The organism is Robiginitalea aestuariiviva (assembly GCF_029537735.1).
In the GTDB taxonomy this organism is placed as follows: Bacteria; Bacteroidota; Bacteroidia; order Flavobacteriales; family Flavobacteriaceae; genus Robiginitalea; species Robiginitalea aestuariiviva.
This window is the reverse complement of the sequence record NZ_JARPUQ010000001.1, coordinates 726,623-743,590: the sequence shown is the minus strand read 5'-3', so window position 1 is coordinate 743,590 and position 16,968 is coordinate 726,623. Positions and strand designations below refer to the sequence as shown.

The 16,968-nt window shown below is 55.5% G+C and carries 16 protein-coding genes; 11 read left to right on the top strand and 5 right to left on the bottom strand.

Annotated elements, in window-relative coordinates:
* Window positions 1-5: 5 nt before the first annotated feature.
* The 4 genes from OZ410_RS03305 to OZ410_RS03290 are packed head-to-tail and all read left to right on the top strand — an operon-like array spanning window position 6 to window position 4,086.
* Complete coding sequence (locus tag OZ410_RS03305) at window positions 6-455, top strand: DinB family protein (protein WP_277706490.1); 450 nt, start codon at window positions 6-8, stop codon at window positions 453-455.
* A 1-nt stretch (window position 456) separates the two neighbouring features.
* Entirely contained in the window at window positions 457-1,665 is a 1,209-nt protein-coding gene (locus OZ410_RS03300) for a nucleoside permease (protein WP_277706489.1), read from the top strand.
* A 39-nt stretch (window positions 1,666-1,704) separates the two neighbouring features.
* A complete protein-coding gene (locus tag OZ410_RS03295) occupies window positions 1,705-2,922 on the top strand; it encodes an MFS transporter (RefSeq protein WP_277706488.1) in 1,218 nt (405 codons plus the stop codon).
* Between the two features lie 27 nt (window positions 2,923-2,949).
* Window positions 2,950-4,086 carry a Gfo/Idh/MocA family protein gene (locus tag OZ410_RS03290; protein ID WP_277706487.1) on the top strand — a complete coding sequence of 379 codons (1,137 nt, stop codon included), beginning with the start codon at window positions 2,950-2,952 and terminating at the stop codon, window positions 4,084-4,086.
* A gap of 268 nt (window positions 4,087-4,354) precedes the next feature.
* Here the strand turns inward: OZ410_RS03290 and OZ410_RS03285 are convergent, their stop codons facing one another.
* The gene (locus OZ410_RS03285) at window positions 4,355-4,813 is read right to left on the bottom strand and encodes an ASCH domain-containing protein (protein ID WP_277706486.1); all 459 of its coding nucleotides are present in this window, start codon (window positions 4,811-4,813) and stop codon (window positions 4,355-4,357) included.
* Between the two features lie 17 nt (window positions 4,814-4,830).
* Window positions 4,831-6,537: a GMC oxidoreductase gene (locus OZ410_RS03280; RefSeq protein ID WP_277706485.1), complete on the bottom strand. Its 1,707-nt coding sequence runs from the start codon at window positions 6,535-6,537 to the stop codon at window positions 4,831-4,833.
* A gap of 194 nt (window positions 6,538-6,731) precedes the next feature.
* Here OZ410_RS03280 and OZ410_RS03275 point away from each other — a divergent pair, with 194 nt between their 5' ends.
* From OZ410_RS03275 to nadD, 6 genes are all read left to right on the top strand, one after another.
* Window positions 6,732-7,790 carry a sugar phosphate isomerase/epimerase family protein gene (locus tag OZ410_RS03275; RefSeq protein ID WP_277706484.1) on the top strand — a complete coding sequence of 353 codons (1,059 nt, stop codon included), beginning with the start codon at window positions 6,732-6,734 and terminating at the stop codon, window positions 7,788-7,790.
* Window positions 7,787-8,548 carry a 3-keto-disaccharide hydrolase gene (locus tag OZ410_RS03270; RefSeq protein WP_277706483.1) on the top strand — a complete coding sequence of 254 codons (762 nt, stop codon included), beginning with the start codon at window positions 7,787-7,789 and terminating at the stop codon, window positions 8,546-8,548. Before OZ410_RS03275 ends, OZ410_RS03270 begins: the two co-directional genes overlap by 4 nt.
* A gap of 1 nt (window position 8,549) precedes the next feature.
* A complete protein-coding gene (locus OZ410_RS03265) occupies window positions 8,550-9,368 on the top strand; it encodes a 3-keto-disaccharide hydrolase (protein WP_277706482.1) in 819 nt (272 codons plus the stop codon).
* Window positions 9,369-9,467: 99 nt separating this feature from the next.
* Entirely contained in the window at window positions 9,468-10,325 is an 858-nt protein-coding gene (locus OZ410_RS03260; protein WP_277706481.1) for a YicC/YloC family endoribonuclease, read from the top strand.
* A 2-nt stretch (window positions 10,326-10,327) separates the two neighbouring features.
* On the top strand, window positions 10,328-10,939 hold the full coding sequence (gmk, locus tag OZ410_RS03255) for a guanylate kinase (RefSeq protein WP_277706480.1): 612 nt from the start codon (window positions 10,328-10,330) through the stop codon (window positions 10,937-10,939).
* Window positions 10,940-10,948: 9 nt separating this feature from the next.
* A complete protein-coding gene (gene nadD / locus OZ410_RS03250) occupies window positions 10,949-11,533 on the top strand; it encodes a nicotinate (nicotinamide) nucleotide adenylyltransferase (RefSeq protein ID WP_277706479.1) in 585 nt (194 codons plus the stop codon).
* Here nadD and OZ410_RS03245 read toward each other — a convergent pair.
* Both OZ410_RS03245 and OZ410_RS03240 read right to left on the bottom strand, forming a co-directional pair.
* Window positions 11,530-11,955 carry a hypothetical protein gene (locus OZ410_RS03245; protein WP_277706478.1) on the bottom strand — a complete coding sequence of 142 codons (426 nt, stop codon included), beginning with the start codon at window positions 11,953-11,955 and terminating at the stop codon, window positions 11,530-11,532. The two genes, nadD and OZ410_RS03245, sit on opposite strands and share 4 nt — an antisense overlap.
* 72 nt (window positions 11,956-12,027) lie before the next feature.
* Window positions 12,028-12,747 (bottom strand): DUF6503 family protein, encoded by a 720-nt coding sequence (locus OZ410_RS03240; RefSeq protein WP_277706477.1) that lies wholly within the window; start codon window positions 12,745-12,747, stop codon window positions 12,028-12,030.
* 99 nt (window positions 12,748-12,846) lie between these two features.
* On the opposite strand from OZ410_RS03240, the gene OZ410_RS03235 reads away from it, so the two are divergent.
* The gene (locus OZ410_RS03235; protein WP_277706476.1) at window positions 12,847-14,538 is read left to right on the top strand and encodes a Na/Pi cotransporter family protein; all 1,692 of its coding nucleotides are present in this window, start codon (window positions 12,847-12,849) and stop codon (window positions 14,536-14,538) included.
* Between the two features lie 78 nt (window positions 14,539-14,616).
* Here OZ410_RS03235 and OZ410_RS03230 read toward each other — a convergent pair whose 3' ends face one another.
* Window positions 14,617-16,908 (bottom strand): inorganic phosphate transporter, encoded by a 2,292-nt coding sequence (locus OZ410_RS03230; RefSeq protein WP_277706475.1) that lies wholly within the window; start codon window positions 16,906-16,908, stop codon window positions 14,617-14,619.
* Between the last annotated feature and the right edge of the window lie 60 nt (window positions 16,909-16,968).

Here is a 16,968-nt window from a genome sequence, read left to right as displayed (position 1 = left end):
GGGGGATGAAAGCCTTTTTTCAACAGTTGTTTGACTACAATTTTTACGCCAACAAGCAACTCATGGAAGTGCACTCCGGGGCCGGGGCGGTTCCGGAGGGTTTTACTTCCCTGTTTTCCCATGTGCTCAATGCCCACCACATCTGGAATGCGCGCATTGCAGAAGAGCCCCCGCGGTACGATGCCTGGTTTGAACAGGACCCGGCCGGCTGGGCGGATCTGCACTATGAAAACCAACGCAATTCCTTTGAGATCCTTACCCAGGCTACACATTTTGACCGGCGCATTTCCTATGAGAATTCAGAGGGCAGGCAATTTTCCAACAGCCTGCAGGATATCCTTTTTCATATGATCAACCACGGCACCCATCACAGGGCCCAGATCCTGGCTCTTCTGCGCGGGGCAGGGATACAGCCCCCGGTGCTGGACTACATCCACTACAAGCGGGCCGAATAAGATGAAACGCCGAATCACCATCCAGCTTTCCCTGATGATGTTCCTCGAATTCTTTGTTTGGGGCAGCTGGTTTGTAACCATGGGGACCTATATGGGGCGCGCCCTGGGTTCCGGCGGGGGTGAGATCGGTACCGCCTACATGACCCAGGCCTGGGGGGCCATCCTTGCTCCCTTTATTGTAGGCCTGATCGCAGACCGGTATTTCCAGGCACAGAAACTCCTGGGCCTGATCCATCTGGCCGGGGCGTATTTGCTCTACCGCATTGGGGTGGCTGAGGATTTCGTTGCCTTTTATCCCTTACTGCTGGCCTATATGGTGCTGTATATGCCCACCCTGGCCCTGGCCAACAGCGTGGCCTTCCATCAGATGCACGACCCTTCTGCCCAGTTTGCCCGGGTACGGGTGTGGGGTACGGTAGGCTGGATTGCGGCCGGGATGCTCATAGGCTATGTGCTGCAGTGGGAAGGACGGGAATTACTGCAATACACATTTATCCTGGGGGCAGGAAGCTCCCTGGTTCTGGGATTGTTTTCATTTACGCTGCCCGAAACGCCTCCTGGCGCCAAGGGTGAAAAAGTTACCCTGGCCCGCATTGTGGGGTTGGATGCCCTGCGGTTGCTCAAGGCCCGGAATTACCTGGTCTTCCTGCTTTCCAGTGTACTAATCTGTATCCCGCTGGCATTTTATTACAGCTTTGCCAACCCCTTCCTCAATGAAGTGGGAATGGCCAACGCAGCCGGAAACATGGCCATTGGCCAGATCTCGGAAGTCCTCTTTATGCTCCTGTTGCCGGTATTTCTGAACCGTTTTGGGCTGAAATGGACCCTGATTGCGGGCATGCTGGCCTGGGGCCTGCGCTACACCCTGTTTGCCATGGGCGATGCCGGTTCGGGCGCCTGGATGCTCTTTGGGGGGATTATCCTGCACGGCATCTGTTACGACTTCTTTTTTGTGTCCGGGCAGATCTATACCGATGTGAAGGCCGGTGAAAAAATCCGGAGTTCCGCCCAGGGCCTGATTACCCTGGCCACCTACGGGGTGGGGATGCTCATCGGCTACCGGGTATCCGGGGTTATCGTAGACCACTACTTGGAAGAGGGCGGCCATCTATGGGACACCATATGGCTGTATCCGGCGGGGTTTGCCTATCTGGTGCTGCTGCTGTTTATCCTCTTCTTCCGCAATGAGAAAGTGAACTATCATCCATAATTTTATATCTTAAACCCTTCAACTAAACAAACATCCACTATGAAAGACATCAACAAAAACCGGCTATTCCTGGCCAGCTGCGTTGCGCTCATCGTAACGGCCATGACCTTTGCCCTGAGGGCGGGCATCATGGAAGAGCTCATCGTCGATTTCGGCTTTAACGACACCCAGTTGGGCTGGATGAACTCCATGGCCTTCTACGGGTTTCCGGTAGCCATGATTATCGGCGGGCTTATTTATCCCAAAGTCGGTCCCAAACCCATCCTCTGGGTGGCCTTTGTCTGCCACCTACTGGGGCTGGTCCTGACCATTGTGGCCAAGAGTTTTGTACCCCTGTTGGTGTCTACCTTCTTTGTAGGCCTTGCCAACGGGGCGGTAGAGGCGGCCTGTAACCCGCTTATTGCCGATATGTATACCACCAATCGAACCACCATGCTCAACAAGTTTCACGTGTGGTTCCCCGGGGGGATCGTGATCGGGGCCCTGCTGGGGCAGCTGATGGGCAGCCTGAGCTGGTCCTGGCAGTTGCAGATCGCCATTATGATCATCCCGACCCTGATTTACGGCTACCTGATCCTGGGGCAGAAATTCCCCAAGGCCGAAAATATCGAATCCGACCTGAGCATGAATATCAAATCCATGTTCACCCCCCTGTTCCTGTTTATGCTGATCTGTATGGGCCTGACGGCTACCACAGAACTGGGTACAGGGCAGTTTATTGAGCGCCTGCTGGGCGCCGCTGGCGCACCGCCCCTGATCATCCTGGCCATTGTGACCGGCCTGATGGCGGTAGGGCGCTATTTTGCCGGCCCCATCATCCACAAACTGAACCCCATCGGGGTATTGCTGATTTCATCCGTGGTTGCCACCCTGGCCCTCTTCCTGTTGTCTCAGGCTACCGGAGGCATGGTATACGTTGCGGCCATCCTGTTCTCCCTGGGGGTCATGTATTTCTGGCCAACCATGGTGGGCTTTATAAGCGAGTACAGGCATAAAACCGGTGCCCTGGGGATGTCCATTATCGGCGGATTCGGGATGCTGATCACGGGGGTTTCCCTGCCGCTGATCGGCAATACCCTGGATGCCGAGAGGACGGCTGCCCTGGAATCCGGGGTGGATGAGCAGGCTGCAGACCTGGTGGCCGGGCAGGCTACCCTGGGGAATATCATGTGGCTGCCGGTAATCCTGATAGTCCTTTTCGGGATCCTCTTTGCCATGCGCAACAAACTGGAAGAAAAACGAATCAAACACGATTAATCACATAAAAATCAGAATCCAAGATCCATGCCGCAAAAAATCAGATTAGGAATATTAGGAGGAGGAGGCGACTCCCTTATTGGTGTGCTGCACCGGGTAGCCGCCCACATGTATGACTGTTACGAGATCGTCGGGGCCGTATTTAACCCGGACCTTGAGGCCAGCCTGGCCTTTGCCCGGGAACTCGGCATTGCCACCAACCGGATTTACCCGGACCTGGACACCCTCATTGCCGAGGAGATGAAGCTGCCGGAATCCGAGCGGATGCAGGTCTGTTCGATCCAAACCCCGAACTTCCTGCATTTCCCGATGGCCAAAGCCTTACTGGAAAACGGCTTTAATGTGATTTGCGAGAAGCCGATGACCACCACGTATGAAGAGGCCAAAATCCTGCAGGACCTCCACAAGAAGTCCGGAAAGGTCTTTGCCGTGACGCATACGTATACGGGCTATCCCATGGTGCGCCAGATGCGCGAGATGATCAAGGCGGGATTCCTGGGCAAGATCCACAAGGTGGACGCGCGCTATTATCAGGGTTGGATTAACCCCATTATCCACGACAAGGCTAAGCGCAGTACCGTATGGCGTCTGGACCCCAAGAAAGCGGGGATCAGTTCCTGTATGGGAGACATCGGTGTACACGCCTTCAACATGATTGAATTCACCACGGGCCTCAAGGTAAAGTCGCTGCTATGCGACTTTAACTACCTGTACGAGGACAACGTGATGGATGTGGATGGCACCTGCCTGTTGCGCCTGGGCGAGCACGTGAAAGGCGTGCTCCGTTCCAGCCAGGTGGCTACTGGGGAAGAAAACGGGCTGGCTATTACCATTTATGGGGAAAAGGCCGGCTTCCGCTGGGAGCAGGAACGCCCGAATTTCCTCTATGTGCTTAGCGATACCGAGCCGGTACAGGTGTACAAACCGGGCCACGCGTATAACTCAGTGCTTTCCCTGGATGGCAGCAAACTCCCCGCCGGGCACCCGGAAGGGATCTTTGACGCCATGGGGAACATCTACCGGGGCGCCGCACGGGCCATCCGTGGGGAGACCTACAACGACGGGGAATTTCCGACCATGGAGGACGGGGTCCGCGGCCTTAATTTCATCGAGGCTACCGTAGCCTCCCACAAAGGGGGCAACGTTTGGGTAGATCTGGATTAATCCCATAAAAAGGAATGAGAAAACCCGGCTATTGGCCGGGTTTTTTTATTTGAAGAATTGTGCATTTAAGAATGGGAGAGGCATTCGCTGTCCTGTTCGTGCCGGGAGTGAAAAACCCCATGGGGTGGCCGTTAGATTTTATTCCGGCTGATGGGCACTTGCAGGGTGGGGTATTACCTTGAAACAGGGGTGGGGGGGGTAGCCCCCTTGCGTAACCTGGCGTTAAACCGCGTACAATGGCCAGCCGCTGCGGTTACAAATCCTTGGGTTAGTACACCTTGTCGAAAATCTCACAGACTACGATCATACTTTCGCGGGGCACCCTTCCAAAGGGTTCCAGTTCCCGGGTGTAGTAGTCCCAATGCGTTTTTTTCCAATAGTCCAGGGAGCCGTCGCCTTCCCCTTCCAGCTTGGCGTAAGAAGCGTGGATGCTGAAAAAGGGTTTCAGGCGTACCCCAACTGTGCGCACAATGCATTTGGCCTCCCCTTCCCAATTGGTCAGGATAGTAAAGTCCCCGATTTTGGGCAGGGGTTCCTTGCGGCACTGCAACCCCAGCAGGGATGGGGTTGTGGCGCGCTTGCGGCCTTTCATCACCAGATCCAGGCAGGTGTTTGCAATTTCGGGAGTGTCGCCAAAGTGTTCCACCCGGGGTTCGGATGCAAAGGCGTATTCCAGGTGGTGGTCCAGGAAGTCCCCCCAAAGCCGTTTTGCAGATTTATTTTTCATAGCATGCCTATAAGCTATTAACTGAATGCCCCTGCCTTATATTGTTCGGCGGCGTGGTTTGCCGCACGGGCCGTAAAGGCCATATAGGTAAGGGAGGGGTTCACACAACTGGCGGAACTCATAAAAGCCCCGTCGGTAATATAGAGGTTGGGTACATCGTGCACCTGGTTAAAGCGGTTTACCACCGAAGTCTTCGGGTCTTTGCCCATACGGGCGCCGCCCATTTCGTGGATGCCCAGGCCCGGTCCGGTTTCCCGCTCATAGGTGCGGATGTCCCGATAGCCCGCGGCTTCAAACATGCTTACGATCTGGCGGAGGATGTCTTCCCGCATCCGGTATTCGTTTTCTTTGAATTCCACATCGAAATCCAGTTGGGGCAGGCCCCAGGAATCCTTTTCGGTTTGGCTTAGCGTTACCCGGTTGTCGTGGTAGGGCAGCATCTCCCCGAAACCGGTGGCGCCAATAGTCCAGTCTCCGGGTTCCATCAGGGCTGCTTTCAGGTCTGCCCCATAGCCCATTTCGGCCACAGCGGCACTCCAGTCTTCGCGGCTGGCGGAACCCTGGTAACCAAAGCCCCTGAGGTATTCTTTTTGCGCGGCCCCTTTGCCCAGGTTTACAAAGCGCGGAATATAGAAGCCGTTGGGCCGCCGGCCCTTATAGTAGGAATCCTTATGCCCGTCTACCTTGGCCGTGGCGCCCAGCTGGTAGTGGTGGTCCATGATGTTGCGGCCCACCTGGTCGTGGTTGTTGCCGATCCCATCCGGGAAGCGCTCGTTTTTGGATTGCAACAGGATGCCTACGGAAGCCATGGACGAGGCGCATAGGAAGACGATATTGGCTTTGAAAACCAGTTTTTCTTGGGTCACACGGTCAATCACACGCACTCCGGTAGCCAGGCCGCTGGCCTGGTCGTACAGTACTTCGTGAACAATGGAATCCGGCCGGAGGGTGAGGTTGCCCGTACGTTCGGCCGCTGGCAGGGTGCAGGAGTTGCTGCTGAAATACCCGCCAAAGGGGCAGCCGCGCCAGCATCGGTCCCGGAACTGACAGGCGGTGCGCCCGGGGTGGCTGGACTCCGGGTCCGTAATGTGCGCAGCCCGGCCAATAGTTACCAGGCGGCCATCCGGGAAAGCGCCTTTCAGGGCACCCTGGAATTCGCGCTCCACGCAGTTCAGGTCCATGGGCGGCTGGAATTTCCCGTCCGGCAGATGGGGCAGCCCCAGGGCTTCCCCGCTAACGCCAATATATTGTTCTACTTTGTCGTACCAGGGGGCAATGTCCGCATAGCGTACCGGCCAGTCCACACCAATGCCTTCCTTGAGGTTGGCCTCAAAATCGAGGTCGCTCCAGCGGTAACTTTGCCTGCCCCAGGTCAGGGAACGGCCCCCAACCTGATACCCGCGTATCCAGTCGAAGCGTTTGGTTTCCTGGTAGGGGTGTTCCAGGTCGTTCACAAAAAAGTGCGCTACATCCGGCCTGGGCGCCCACCCCACCCGCAGCTGCTTGTGGTATTCGGCCCGCTGTTTGCGGCTCAGTTGGTTCCTGTTGGGCAGGTCCCAGTCGTCCTGATTGGCCGTGGGGTAGTCTTCCAGGTGTTTGACCATGCGGCCCCGTTCCAGCACCAGGGTTTTGAGCCCGGCCTCGCAGAGTTCCTTGGCAGCCCACCCCCCGCTTATGCCGGAACCCACTACAATGGCGTCGTATTGTTCTGAATTGGGGTCCATTTCGAAAAGGTTAATTCTTGGGTAATTCCTATATTTATAAGCGCTGCACAGGAGTAGGCGCCCATTGTGATCATCGAATCTAAATATAGGGCATTTTCGGCAATCGGTCTTAGGGAATTCCCGCCCGACTGCCGCTTTCGATTCCCGCCTGCCAGACAGCCCGACAATGAACCAAAACGCTAAAATCTAACCCAATGAAGACAATTAAAGGGCCTGCTATTTTCCTGGCCCAGTTTGTAGACAACAAAGCGCCATTCAACAGCCTGGACGGCATGTGCCAGTGGGCTGCGGACCTGGGGTATAAAGGGATACAGATTCCCACCTGGGAATCCTTCCTGATCGACCTGGACAAGGCGGCCGAAAGCCAGGATTACTGCGATGAACTCAAAGGTAAAATCCAATCCTACGGGCTGGAAATCACCGAGCTTTCCACCCACCTGCAGGGCCAACTGGTGGCTGTGCATCCGGCCTATGACCTGATGTTCGACAATTTTGCCCCCGATGCCTATAAAAACAACCCCAAGGCCCGTACCGAATGGGCTGTGGATGTAATGAAAAAGGCGGCCACGGCCAGCCGGCGCCTGGGGCTGAACGCCCACGCTACCTTTTCCGGGGCCCTGCTCTGGCATACCTTCCACCCCTGGCCGCAACGCCCGCCCGGGCTTGTGGAATTGGGTTTTTCGGAACTGGCCAAGCGCTGGAAACCCATCCTGGACCATTTTGACAAAGAGGGCGTGGACGTTTGCTACGAAATCCATCCAGGGGAAGACCTGCACGATGGAGACACCTTTGAGCGATTCCTGGCTGCCACCGGCAACCACCCGCGGGTAAACATCCTGTACGATCCCAGCCACTTTGTGCTGCAGCAGCTGGATTATATTGAGTACATCGATCATTACCATGAATTTATCAAGGCCTTCCACGTGAAGGACTCCGAGTTTAACCCCACCGGTAAAAAAGGTGCCTTTGGCGGCTATAACGACTGGGGCGACCGCGCCGGCCGCTACCGTTCCCCGGGGGACGGGCAGATTGACTTCGGCACCATTTTCTCCAAACTGACCCAGTACGGATGCGACGTCTGGGCGGTGCTGGAATGGGAATGCTGCATTAAGAGCCCGGAGCAGGGCGCCCGGGAAGGGGCCGCCTTTATCCAGGACCACATTATCGAGGCCACCGAGAAAACCTTCGACGATTTTGCCGGAGGGGCCATCGACGAGAAGATGCTGCGCAAAATCCTGGGGCAGGACTCATGAGAGCGCGCCAAGGGATCGGGCTGTGTATCGCAGCCGTGCTTAGCCTGCAATCGGCCTGCAGGCAGGCACCCAAAGAAGGGGCGGCCGAAGAAACCCCCGCCATGGCGGAAGCCCAGGCTTCTGAAGCGGGGGAATGGATCAGCCTGTTTGACGGTACCTCTTTTGAGGGTTGGAAAGGCTATAACCAGGAGGGCGTGCCCGAAACCTGGAGTATTGAAGACGGTGCCATGGTGTTTACCCCGCCGGAAGAACGCCCGCAGGGGGCCAACTACAACCTGGTTACCGAAGGTACCTATACCAACTTTGTCCTCTCCCTGGAATGGCGCATAGGCGAAGGCGGCAACAGCGGTGTCTTTTGGGGGGTAGAGGAAGGCGAGCAGTTTGGCCAGCCTTACCTGACCGGCCCTGAAATCCAGGTGCTGGATAACCAGCGCCACCCGGATGCCAAAGCCGGTACCACCCACCAGGCGGGTGCCCTGTACGACATGGTGGCCCCGGCTGCGGATGTGACCCGTCCGGTTGGGGAATGGAACCTGATGGTGATTACGGTGGATTACGCCAACCAGCAGGGTTCGGTAGACCTGAACGGGACGCGGATCGTGGAATTCCCCCTGGGCAATCAAGCCTGGGACACCATGGTGGCCGGCTCCAAATTTGCCGGCTGGGAAGGCTTTGGCAAATACCCCAGCGGCAAGCTTGGGGTACAGGACCACGGAGACCCTGTGGCCTTCAGGAATATTAAGATAAAACCCCTTTAATATGATTTTGAGACTTTTGACTTTGTGCGGGCTGCTGGTCCTGGCTTCCTGTAAGCCCCAGACAGCGGAAATGCCGGATGCCCCGACACCTCCCGACACCCCCCAGGCGATCATCCATGAGGAATACCAGGGGGAAGAGCCCACTGAACCGGCCCAGACCGAGCTTTACGAGCCTGTGCCGCCCACGGTGGATCCCTTTGGCCAGAATGGCGCCCCTTCGGATGCCATTGTGCTGTTTGACGGGAGTGGGTTTGACCAGTGGATCATGACCCGCGACAGCAGCGCAGTGACCTGGCACCTGAACGAAGACGGCAGTATGACCGTAAACGACAAGACCGGTGACATCCAGACCAGGCAGAATTTCGGGGACGTGCAGCTGCACATCGAATGGCGTTCCCCTGCCGAGGTGCAGGGCGAAAACCAGAGCCGGGCCAACAGCGGGATTTTCCTGAACGACCTTTATGAGGTACAGGTGCTGGACAACAACGACAACCCCACCTATGTAAACGGGCAGGTGGCTTCCCTGTACAAGCAGCACATTCCTCTGGCCAAGGCTTCAGTGCCTACGGGGGATTGGAATACGTACGACATCATCTACCACATGCCGGAGTTTAACGAGGCCGGGGAGAAGATCAAATCCGGGACCATGACCGTGATCCACAACGGGGTACTGGTACAGGACCATGTGGAGATTAAGGGCACCACCCCATATATCGGATGGCCCAAAAACCCCCCGCATGGCAAGGGGCCGTTGCGCCTGCAGGACCACGGAGACAATAGCCGGGTAAGCTATCGGAACATCTGGATCCGGGAATTGTAATCCGGGATTAGATCTCCTCAAAACCACCGGCGGGCCTTCCCTTTTCAGGGGAGGCCCGTCTTAAATTTTAGTACCTTTGACCAAACCATCCCAACAGGTATGATCCAATCCATGACCGGATACGGGAAGCATGTGGTACAGCTGCCCGGAAAGAAAATTACGGTAGAGGTAAAATCCCTTAACAGCAAGAACCTGGACATCAATGCGCGGGTCCCGCAAACCTATCGGGAACGGGAGCTGGAATTCCGCAACCATATCTCCCGGGTATTGCAGCGCGGGAAGGTAGATTTCAGCCTGTATGTGGAGCTCACCGGAGACCAGAGTACTGCGGAAGTCAATGAGGCAGTGGTCCGGAAGTATATGGAACAGTTACGCGGGATTGCGCCGGGAGAGGAAGTAAAGCTTCTTGAAATGGCCCTGCGCCTGCCGGAGGCCCTCAAAACCGAACGGGAAGAGCTGGACCCGGAGGAATTCCGGGCGGTGGATGCGGCCCTGGAAGAGGCCCTGCAGCACCTGCAGGCTTTCCGGGAAGAAGAGGGAAGGTCCCTGCTGGAGGAATTTAACCTACGGCTGGGGGCGATCACCCGGGCCCTGGAGGAGGTAGAGCGTCTGGACCAGCAGCGCCTGGCCGCTGTGCGCCAGCGCCTGGAGAAAGCCGTAGCCGACCTGCGGGAGCAGGTAGATGCCAACCGCTTTGAACAGGAGCTCATCTACTACCTCGAGAAATACGATATTACCGAAGAAAAGGTCCGCCTGACCAAGCACCTGGATCACTTCCGGCAGTCCCTGGAGGCGCCGGAATCCAATGGTAAGAAACTCGGGTTTATCAGCCAGGAAATGGGGCGTGAGATCAATACCATGGGCTCCAAGGCCAACGATGCGGATATGCAGCGGGTAGTGGTGCAGATGAAGGACGACCTGGAAAAAATCAAGGAACAAATCCTAAACGTACTCTGAGCATGGCAGGAGGGAAACTCATCGTATTTTCGGCACCTTCGGGCAGCGGGAAAACTACCATTGTCCGGCACCTGCTGGGGAAACCCGAACTAAACCTGGCCTTTTCGGTTTCGGCCACTTCGCGCCCGCGCCGCCCCCGGGAGAAGCACGGGGAACACTATTACTTCATGACTATCTCCGAGTTTAAACAACACATCAAAAACGAGGATTTCCTGGAGTGGGAAGAGGTGTACCGGGACAATTTTTACGGCACGCTGAAAACCGAGGTAGAGCGTCTTTGGGCCGAGGGCAAGAACGTGATCTTCGACATTGACGTGGCGGGCGGGTTGCGCATCAAGCGTAAATTTCCGGAGCAAACCCTTGCCGTGTTCGTGAAGCCCCCCAGTGTGGACGAGCTTAAGATCAGGCTGAAAAAGCGCAGCACGGAAAGCGAGGATAAAATCAACATGCGCATTGCCAAGGCTTCGGTAGAGTTGGCCACCGCCCCTCAGTTTGACCGGATCATCAAAAACTACGACCTGGATACGGCCCTGCAGGAAGCCTACGACCTGGTGGCCGCTTATGTGTCGGACGCAGACGTATCCCCTTCGGCGCCCGAAGCAGAACAGTCCTAACCCTTTGGCATGAAACGCACCGGCCTGTTTTTTGGGACGTTCAACCCGATTCATATCGGGCACCTGGTCATTGCCAACCATATGGTGGAATTCTCGGACCTGGAAGAGGTTTGGATGGTGGTGACCCCAAAAAGCCCCTTTAAGGCCAAGGAAAGCCTGCTGGATAACCACCACCGGTATCAGATGGTATACGAGGCCGTGTCTCCCTATCCCAAACTCCGGGCCAGCGACATTGAGTTTGGCCTGCCCCAACCCAATTATACCATCGCCACCCTAACCCATTTGTATGAGGAATATGGAGATTCCCGGGAGTTTGCCCTGATTATGGGCGAAGACAACCTGAAGCATTTTCACAAATGGAAGGGCTACGAGAGCATTCTGGAGCACCATCATCTGTATGTATACCCCCGCATATCGGAAGCCGAGGTACCGGATGCGTTTCAGGAGCACCCCCGCATCCATAGGGTAGATGCCCCCATCATGGAAATCTCCTCTACCTTTATCCGAAGGGAACACAAAGCAGGCAAGAATATACGGCCATTGCTGCCCGAACGGGTGTGGACGTATCTGGACGAGATGAATTTTTACCGCTAACTTTTTTTGCCTGCCGACCCATTTCGCAGTAGCAGGTCCCTGGCCCAGTCCGTAGCAGCATCCATGGACCTGAAAATCCCCGTATGGCAGGGCAGGAAACGTTGTTCCAGTTGGGCTACCCGGGCGTTCAGGTCGTTGTAGACCACTGCGCCGTACCCGATCAGGTTCGGAAAGAATTCCTGGATTTCCAGGTGCAGGGTAGGATCAATAGAGTAGGAATATTTGCGGTCCGACAGATAAACAACCGGGGTTTCCGGGGGGTAATATTCTGCGGCAATGGTCATCAGGTGCAGGGCGTGATTGGCGTTCACACGCATGCCTCCCCGGACCTCCCCCACAACCAGGTTGGGGTAAAACCAGAAGGTGCCAAAATCCAGGTGCTGCGCTGCCCGGAGTAGTTCGCTTAGCGTTCCCGTATCCACAAGTGTTCCCCTTTATATGTACAAAGTACAAAAATCCGGCCCGCGCCCGGCCTGTCGGCTTTCTTTTTTCGTTTAAAGGCGCAGAAGGTCCGTCCCGAGGAAGCGGTTTTCCTGATTGGTGTACCAGCTCCTTTTAGCCGGCAGGCGCATCCCGCCAAGGGTCACTTCCCCCTCTAGAAGAATGTATTCCCCGTCGTTTTTGGACTCGTCGTGAAAAAACTGATATACCTCCATGGCATAGGTTTCGGGGTCCAGGTAGAAGTACCAGGTGTCCTTGCCAACTTCGGCATCGTAGGTGACCTTAAGCGCCAGGTAGGCCTTTCCCTTAAAGGTTTTATGCTGTACCTCAGGGTCCAGATGGGTTCCCGGGTCTTTGAGCTTCATTGGCAGGCCGTAGAGGTAGGTGTAGTAATCCCGCCACATCCGGGCACGATCACAGGTTAGCCGCTCTTTTTCCGCCACCTCCTCCGAAAATTCGGATTTCCCCTGATAGGTGAGCCGGCATTCCCCTGCTGTCAGGGCCAGGGTTTTTTCCACCCCGTCCCGCTCCATGTGGATTTCGAAGGCAGAGGCGGGCTGGTCCATATAAATCCGGCTTACGCGCTCGCTGCGCTCCGGATACTGGGCCACTACGGCGAATTCGCCTTTATAGCTGCCCCAGACCCCATGGGGGTCGTGGTAGGCCATGCTGCGCCCCAACACTTCGGAAGCCGAGGGGGTCTGGCCATAAAGCGCGGGGGCCAGCAGTAACAACAAGCAGGGGACCAGGCAGGGGCGAAGGGCTGTTTTCATAGTTACGGGACGTTGGGTTTTCGTTATCTTCAAGGCAAGATACAACTAATACCCGGGGCGTTTGCCCCCACGCTTTTGGAATTCGGATTTTCGGATATCATGCAACTCCTGGGCGCGCTGGGCCTCTTCCTGTTCGGGATGAAGGTGATGAGCGATGCCCTGCAGCACCTGGCCGGGAACGCCATGCGTTCGGTCCTGGCCGGGATGACCTCCAACCGCCTGAAGGGCATCGGCACAGGGTTGCTCATTACTGCTGTGATCCAGTCCTCCTCGGCCACTACCCTGATGGTGGTGAGCTTTGCCAATGCCTCCCTTTTATCCCTTACCGAAGCCATCAGCGTAATCATGGGGGCCAATATCGGGACCACCATTACGGCCTGGCTCATTACCCTGTTGGGCTTTGAAGTGAGCATGAGCGCCCTGGCCATCCCGGTTATTGGGATCGGTTTTGGCCTGACCCTGGCCAAGCGCAGGAAATGGCAACAGGTAGGCAGTTTTGTGATCGGGTTCGGATTGTTGTTCCTGGGGCTCGAATTCCTGAAACTGGCCATGCCGGACCTGGGGCAACAGCCCGAGTTGCTGGCCTTTTTACAGCGGTATACGGAGCTGGGGTTTGGCTCTGTGCTCCTCTTCCTGGGGGTAGGCACCCTACTGACCATTGTGCTGCAGTCGTCCAGTGCCACCATGGCCCTGACCCTGGTGATGACGGCCCAGGGGTGGATTCCCTACGAGCTGGCTGCCGCCATGGTGCTGGGCGAGAATATCGGAACTACCATCACGGCCAACCTGGCATCCCTGGTGGGGAATTACCAGGCGCGACAGACGGCAAGGGCGCACCTGATATTTAACCTCTTAGGGGTAGTATGGATGCTGGGGGTGTTCTATCCGTTCCTGGAAGCAGTGGCCTGGTTAAGCGGAAAACTGGGCAGCGGTTCGCCTTACCTGGAGGCCGGGGCCATTCCCGTAGCGATCTCCCTTTTTCATACCAGCTTCAATGTCTGCAATACCCTGCTCATGGTTTGGCTGGTGCACCCCCTGGCCTGGCTGGTGCGCAAACTCGTGCCGGAGCGGGCCCCGGAGGAAAAGGAAATCGACGTGCCCAAATTCCTGAACGACCGCGCCCTGAAGTATCCCCAGACCGCCATAGCTGCCCTGGAGGAGGAATCCAGATACCTCTATGAGCACGCCCTCTTTGAAATTGTGACCCATGCCCTGCACCTGCACCGCACCGAGGTCTTTTCAGACCGCAAGCCCCAGAAAGTGGTGCGCCGGGCCCGGGAAGACCTGGGTACGGACGTACGGGAACTATACATCCGGAAGGTGAAGCACATCTACAGCCAGATCATTGCCTTTGCCGTACGGGCGGAGGAATCCTTAAGCCTGAATAAGGGGCAACTGCACCGCATAATGGACCTGGTACGCGCCAACCGGCGCATGGTGGAGGTCATCCGGGATGCCGGGGAGCTCAACCGCAATGTGACCCTGTACCTGAATGCCGAGCCGGCCGAAATGGCCGCCCAATACGATGGATACCGGAAGAAGGTGGTCAAGGTGCTGCGCAGCATCTACGATTATTCTTCCCAGACCAATGCCACCTACGACGCCCGCCTGGAGCGACTGGCAGAAGAAGCCCGCCGCAATATCGAGCAGGGGAACCTGAAGATCGATGCCCTGATCCGCAACCGGAAAATTACCCCGGAAATGGCGTCTTCCCTGGTGAATGACGATGATAATGTAAACGACATGATCCAGAACCTGATCGGGGTGGCCCAGGTGTTGTATCCGAGGTAAGCACCTACTAGGAAGCAAATAAAAAAACCCGCAGCTCGATGCTGCGGGTTTCTTTTTTTATGGGGGGTAACCGTAGAATTAGTTCTCGGTAACTTCCTGCCCGATATTCCCCTGATAGGCTTCCTGATATTGCTCCAGCAGGTTCATGGTTGCTGTTACAAAATCTTTGGTTTCCAGTAGGAGGGAGAAATACAGGGTGGTGTTTTTCGGACTGGATTCTTCCGTCCGGGTGCGTGCCACCTGTTTGTCAATTTTCTGGGTCACCAGGTCGTAGAGCTCCTGCTTCTGAGCTACGATGGAGGCAATTTGCTCAAATTTGGCATGGTCGAAGGAATTTTCGGCCAGCAAGAGGATTTGTTCCAGCCGCTCGTCAATTTCCTTCAGTTCCTTCACCTGGTTGTACTTCAGCTTTTTGTGGTTATTATTCACGTGAGAATGGCTCACCTTGCCGATATACTCCAGGGATTGTGCCATATCCTGAAGGTACCCCAGGATATTGATATAGAAATTACTGGCGCCCACACTGGCTTCATCCAGGTTCTTGATAAAGTAGAAAATACTGTTGCGCAGCTCATCAATTTCGGCCAGCAGTTTGGCGCCTTGCTTCTTATTTTTCTTGAGCAGGTCCAGATCCTGTTTGGCCAGGCCGTTGATGGAATTGGTGTAAATCTTGTTGCTGCGTTTCAGGACATTGGAAATGTTGTGCGCGCTTTCCTGGATTACCCCCTTAAGATGGCTGCTTTCTGCCCGTTGCAGGCTCTCGCCGGATTTGATTTCAATGCTTTTCTTGCGATGGGAGATATAGTTCCGCGCCAGCAGCAGGATGGCGGCAAACAACAGAATGCCAATCGCAGTACCTTTTCCAAAGCTGATCACGGTAAGGATAAGCCCGGCAGCTACAAAAGCGATAAGCGCCGTCATAAACCAACCGCCAATCACATTGAGAACCCCTGCCACACGATAGACCGCACTTTCACTGCCCCAGGCCTTATCGGCCAGGGAGGTACCCATGGCCACCATAAAGGTTACGTAGGTAGTGGAAAGCGGGAGTTTGTAGGAGGTGGCAATGGAGATCAGGATCCCGGCAACCATAAGGTTTACCGCGGCCCGAACCATATCAAAGGCCGGCAGTTCATGTACCTTTCCTTTGTGGAGTTTGATTACGGGTTTTTCAAAGCGCTTTTCGATTTTGGCCTGTACACTGGCGGGAATCACCGTGCGCGTGTAGGTATTCGCCATCATGGAGAAACGCACCAGTATGCGGGAAACGTAGTTGGGTTCGAACCGTTCCCGGGCTTCGCCCTCGCGCGCCAGGTTGATTTCGGTGTCAGCCACATAACGCGCCTTCTTTGAAAGCCATAAGGTAACGACCATCACCAAACCGGAAATGAAAAGGAAAACAGTAGGGGTGGGAACTTTGGTGGCAAGCACATTCATGCTAAAAGCAGAGGCGTCCACACCGGAAGCCACCCAGGCTTCGTATGACTGGTAAGCAGCAATCGGCACCCCGATAAAGTTGACCAGGTCGTTTCCTGCAAAGGCCAGGGCCAGGGCAAAGGTGCCCACGGCAATGATCAGCTTATAGATATTTACCTTGGCCAGTGCGGTAAGCAGGTAGGAAAGCGCAGACCAGAAGACCACGCTCACCAGGATAATGAGAAACACCTGGTCCTCCAGGAATTTCGAAATGGTCATCCCGCCAATGATATCGAAGGTCTGCCCGGCATAGGGAGTCCCCTTGATCCCTTTCATGAAAATGAAGTAGGTAATCGCACTAAGGGCAACCCCGCCAAACAGTGCAGCCACCCACTGTGCCTTCTTCTCAAAATTATAGGAGAGCAGCAAACGGGAAATCCATTGGACGATTGCCCCTATGGAGAATGACACCACCACGGATAACAGGATACCCAGAATAATTTCGGTGGCTTTGGTGGTGTTGATGTAGTTCAGCACGTCGCCAAAAGAACCGCCATCCGCGGCAATTTTGATCATGGACATGGCCACTGCCGCCCCTAGCAGTTCAAACACAATGGAAACCGTGGTGGAAGTCGGCATCCCCAGGGTGTTGAAGAAATCCAGAAGGAGGATGTCCGTGATCATCACGGCCATAAAAATGAACATGATTTCATTAAAATAGAATTCCCCGGGGTTAAAAATCCCTTTCCGGGCAACCTCCATCATCCCGCTGGAAAAAATAGCTCCCATGGCAATACCAAGGCTCGCCACAATCATGATGGTGCGGAAGGAAATGGCTTTGGATCCGATGGCCGAATTCAGAAAGTTTACGGCATCATTGCTGACCCCAACCACCAAATCCGCAATGGCGAGGGCTGCAAGGGCAATGATCATCAAGAGATAAATGTTGTCCATATTGCTGGCTTAAATTGTGCTTCAAATATCCTTCCATTCCCGCTGGAAGGTGTTACCAAA

What these genes read in the sequence shown, in the direction of transcription:
- OZ410_RS03305 (WP_277706490.1), top strand. Translation starts at nt 6, where the DNA reads ATGAAAGCCTTTTTTCAACAGTTGTTTGACTACAATTTTTACGCCAAC.
- OZ410_RS03300 (WP_277706489.1), top strand. Translation starts at nt 457, where the DNA reads ATGAAACGCCGAATCACCATCCAGCTTTCCCTGATGATGTTCCTCGAA.
- OZ410_RS03295 (WP_277706488.1), top strand. Translation starts at nt 1,705, where the DNA reads ATGAAAGACATCAACAAAAACCGGCTATTCCTGGCCAGCTGCGTTGCG.
- OZ410_RS03290 (WP_277706487.1), top strand. Translation starts at nt 2,950, where the DNA reads ATGCCGCAAAAAATCAGATTAGGAATATTAGGAGGAGGAGGCGACTCC.
- OZ410_RS03285 (WP_277706486.1), bottom strand. Translation starts at nt 4,813, where the DNA reads ATGAAAAATAAATCTGCAAAACGGCTTTGGGGGGACTTCCTGGACCAC.
- OZ410_RS03280 (WP_277706485.1), bottom strand. Translation starts at nt 6,537, where the DNA reads ATGGACCCCAATTCAGAACAATACGACGCCATTGTAGTGGGTTCCGGC.
- OZ410_RS03275 (WP_277706484.1), top strand. Translation starts at nt 6,732, where the DNA reads ATGAAGACAATTAAAGGGCCTGCTATTTTCCTGGCCCAGTTTGTAGAC.
- OZ410_RS03270 (WP_277706483.1), top strand. Translation starts at nt 7,787, where the DNA reads ATGAGAGCGCGCCAAGGGATCGGGCTGTGTATCGCAGCCGTGCTTAGC.
- OZ410_RS03265 (WP_277706482.1), top strand. Translation starts at nt 8,550, where the DNA reads ATGATTTTGAGACTTTTGACTTTGTGCGGGCTGCTGGTCCTGGCTTCC.
- OZ410_RS03260 (WP_277706481.1), top strand. Translation starts at nt 9,468, where the DNA reads ATGATCCAATCCATGACCGGATACGGGAAGCATGTGGTACAGCTGCCC.
- gmk (WP_277706480.1), top strand. Translation starts at nt 10,328, where the DNA reads ATGGCAGGAGGGAAACTCATCGTATTTTCGGCACCTTCGGGCAGCGGG.
- nadD (WP_277706479.1), top strand. Translation starts at nt 10,949, where the DNA reads ATGAAACGCACCGGCCTGTTTTTTGGGACGTTCAACCCGATTCATATC.
- OZ410_RS03240 (WP_277706477.1), bottom strand. Translation starts at nt 12,747, where the DNA reads ATGAAAACAGCCCTTCGCCCCTGCCTGGTCCCCTGCTTGTTGTTACTG.
- OZ410_RS03235 (WP_277706476.1), top strand. Translation starts at nt 12,847, where the DNA reads ATGCAACTCCTGGGCGCGCTGGGCCTCTTCCTGTTCGGGATGAAGGTG.
- OZ410_RS03230 (WP_277706475.1), bottom strand. Translation starts at nt 16,908, where the DNA reads ATGGACAACATTTATCTCTTGATGATCATTGCCCTTGCAGCCCTCGCC.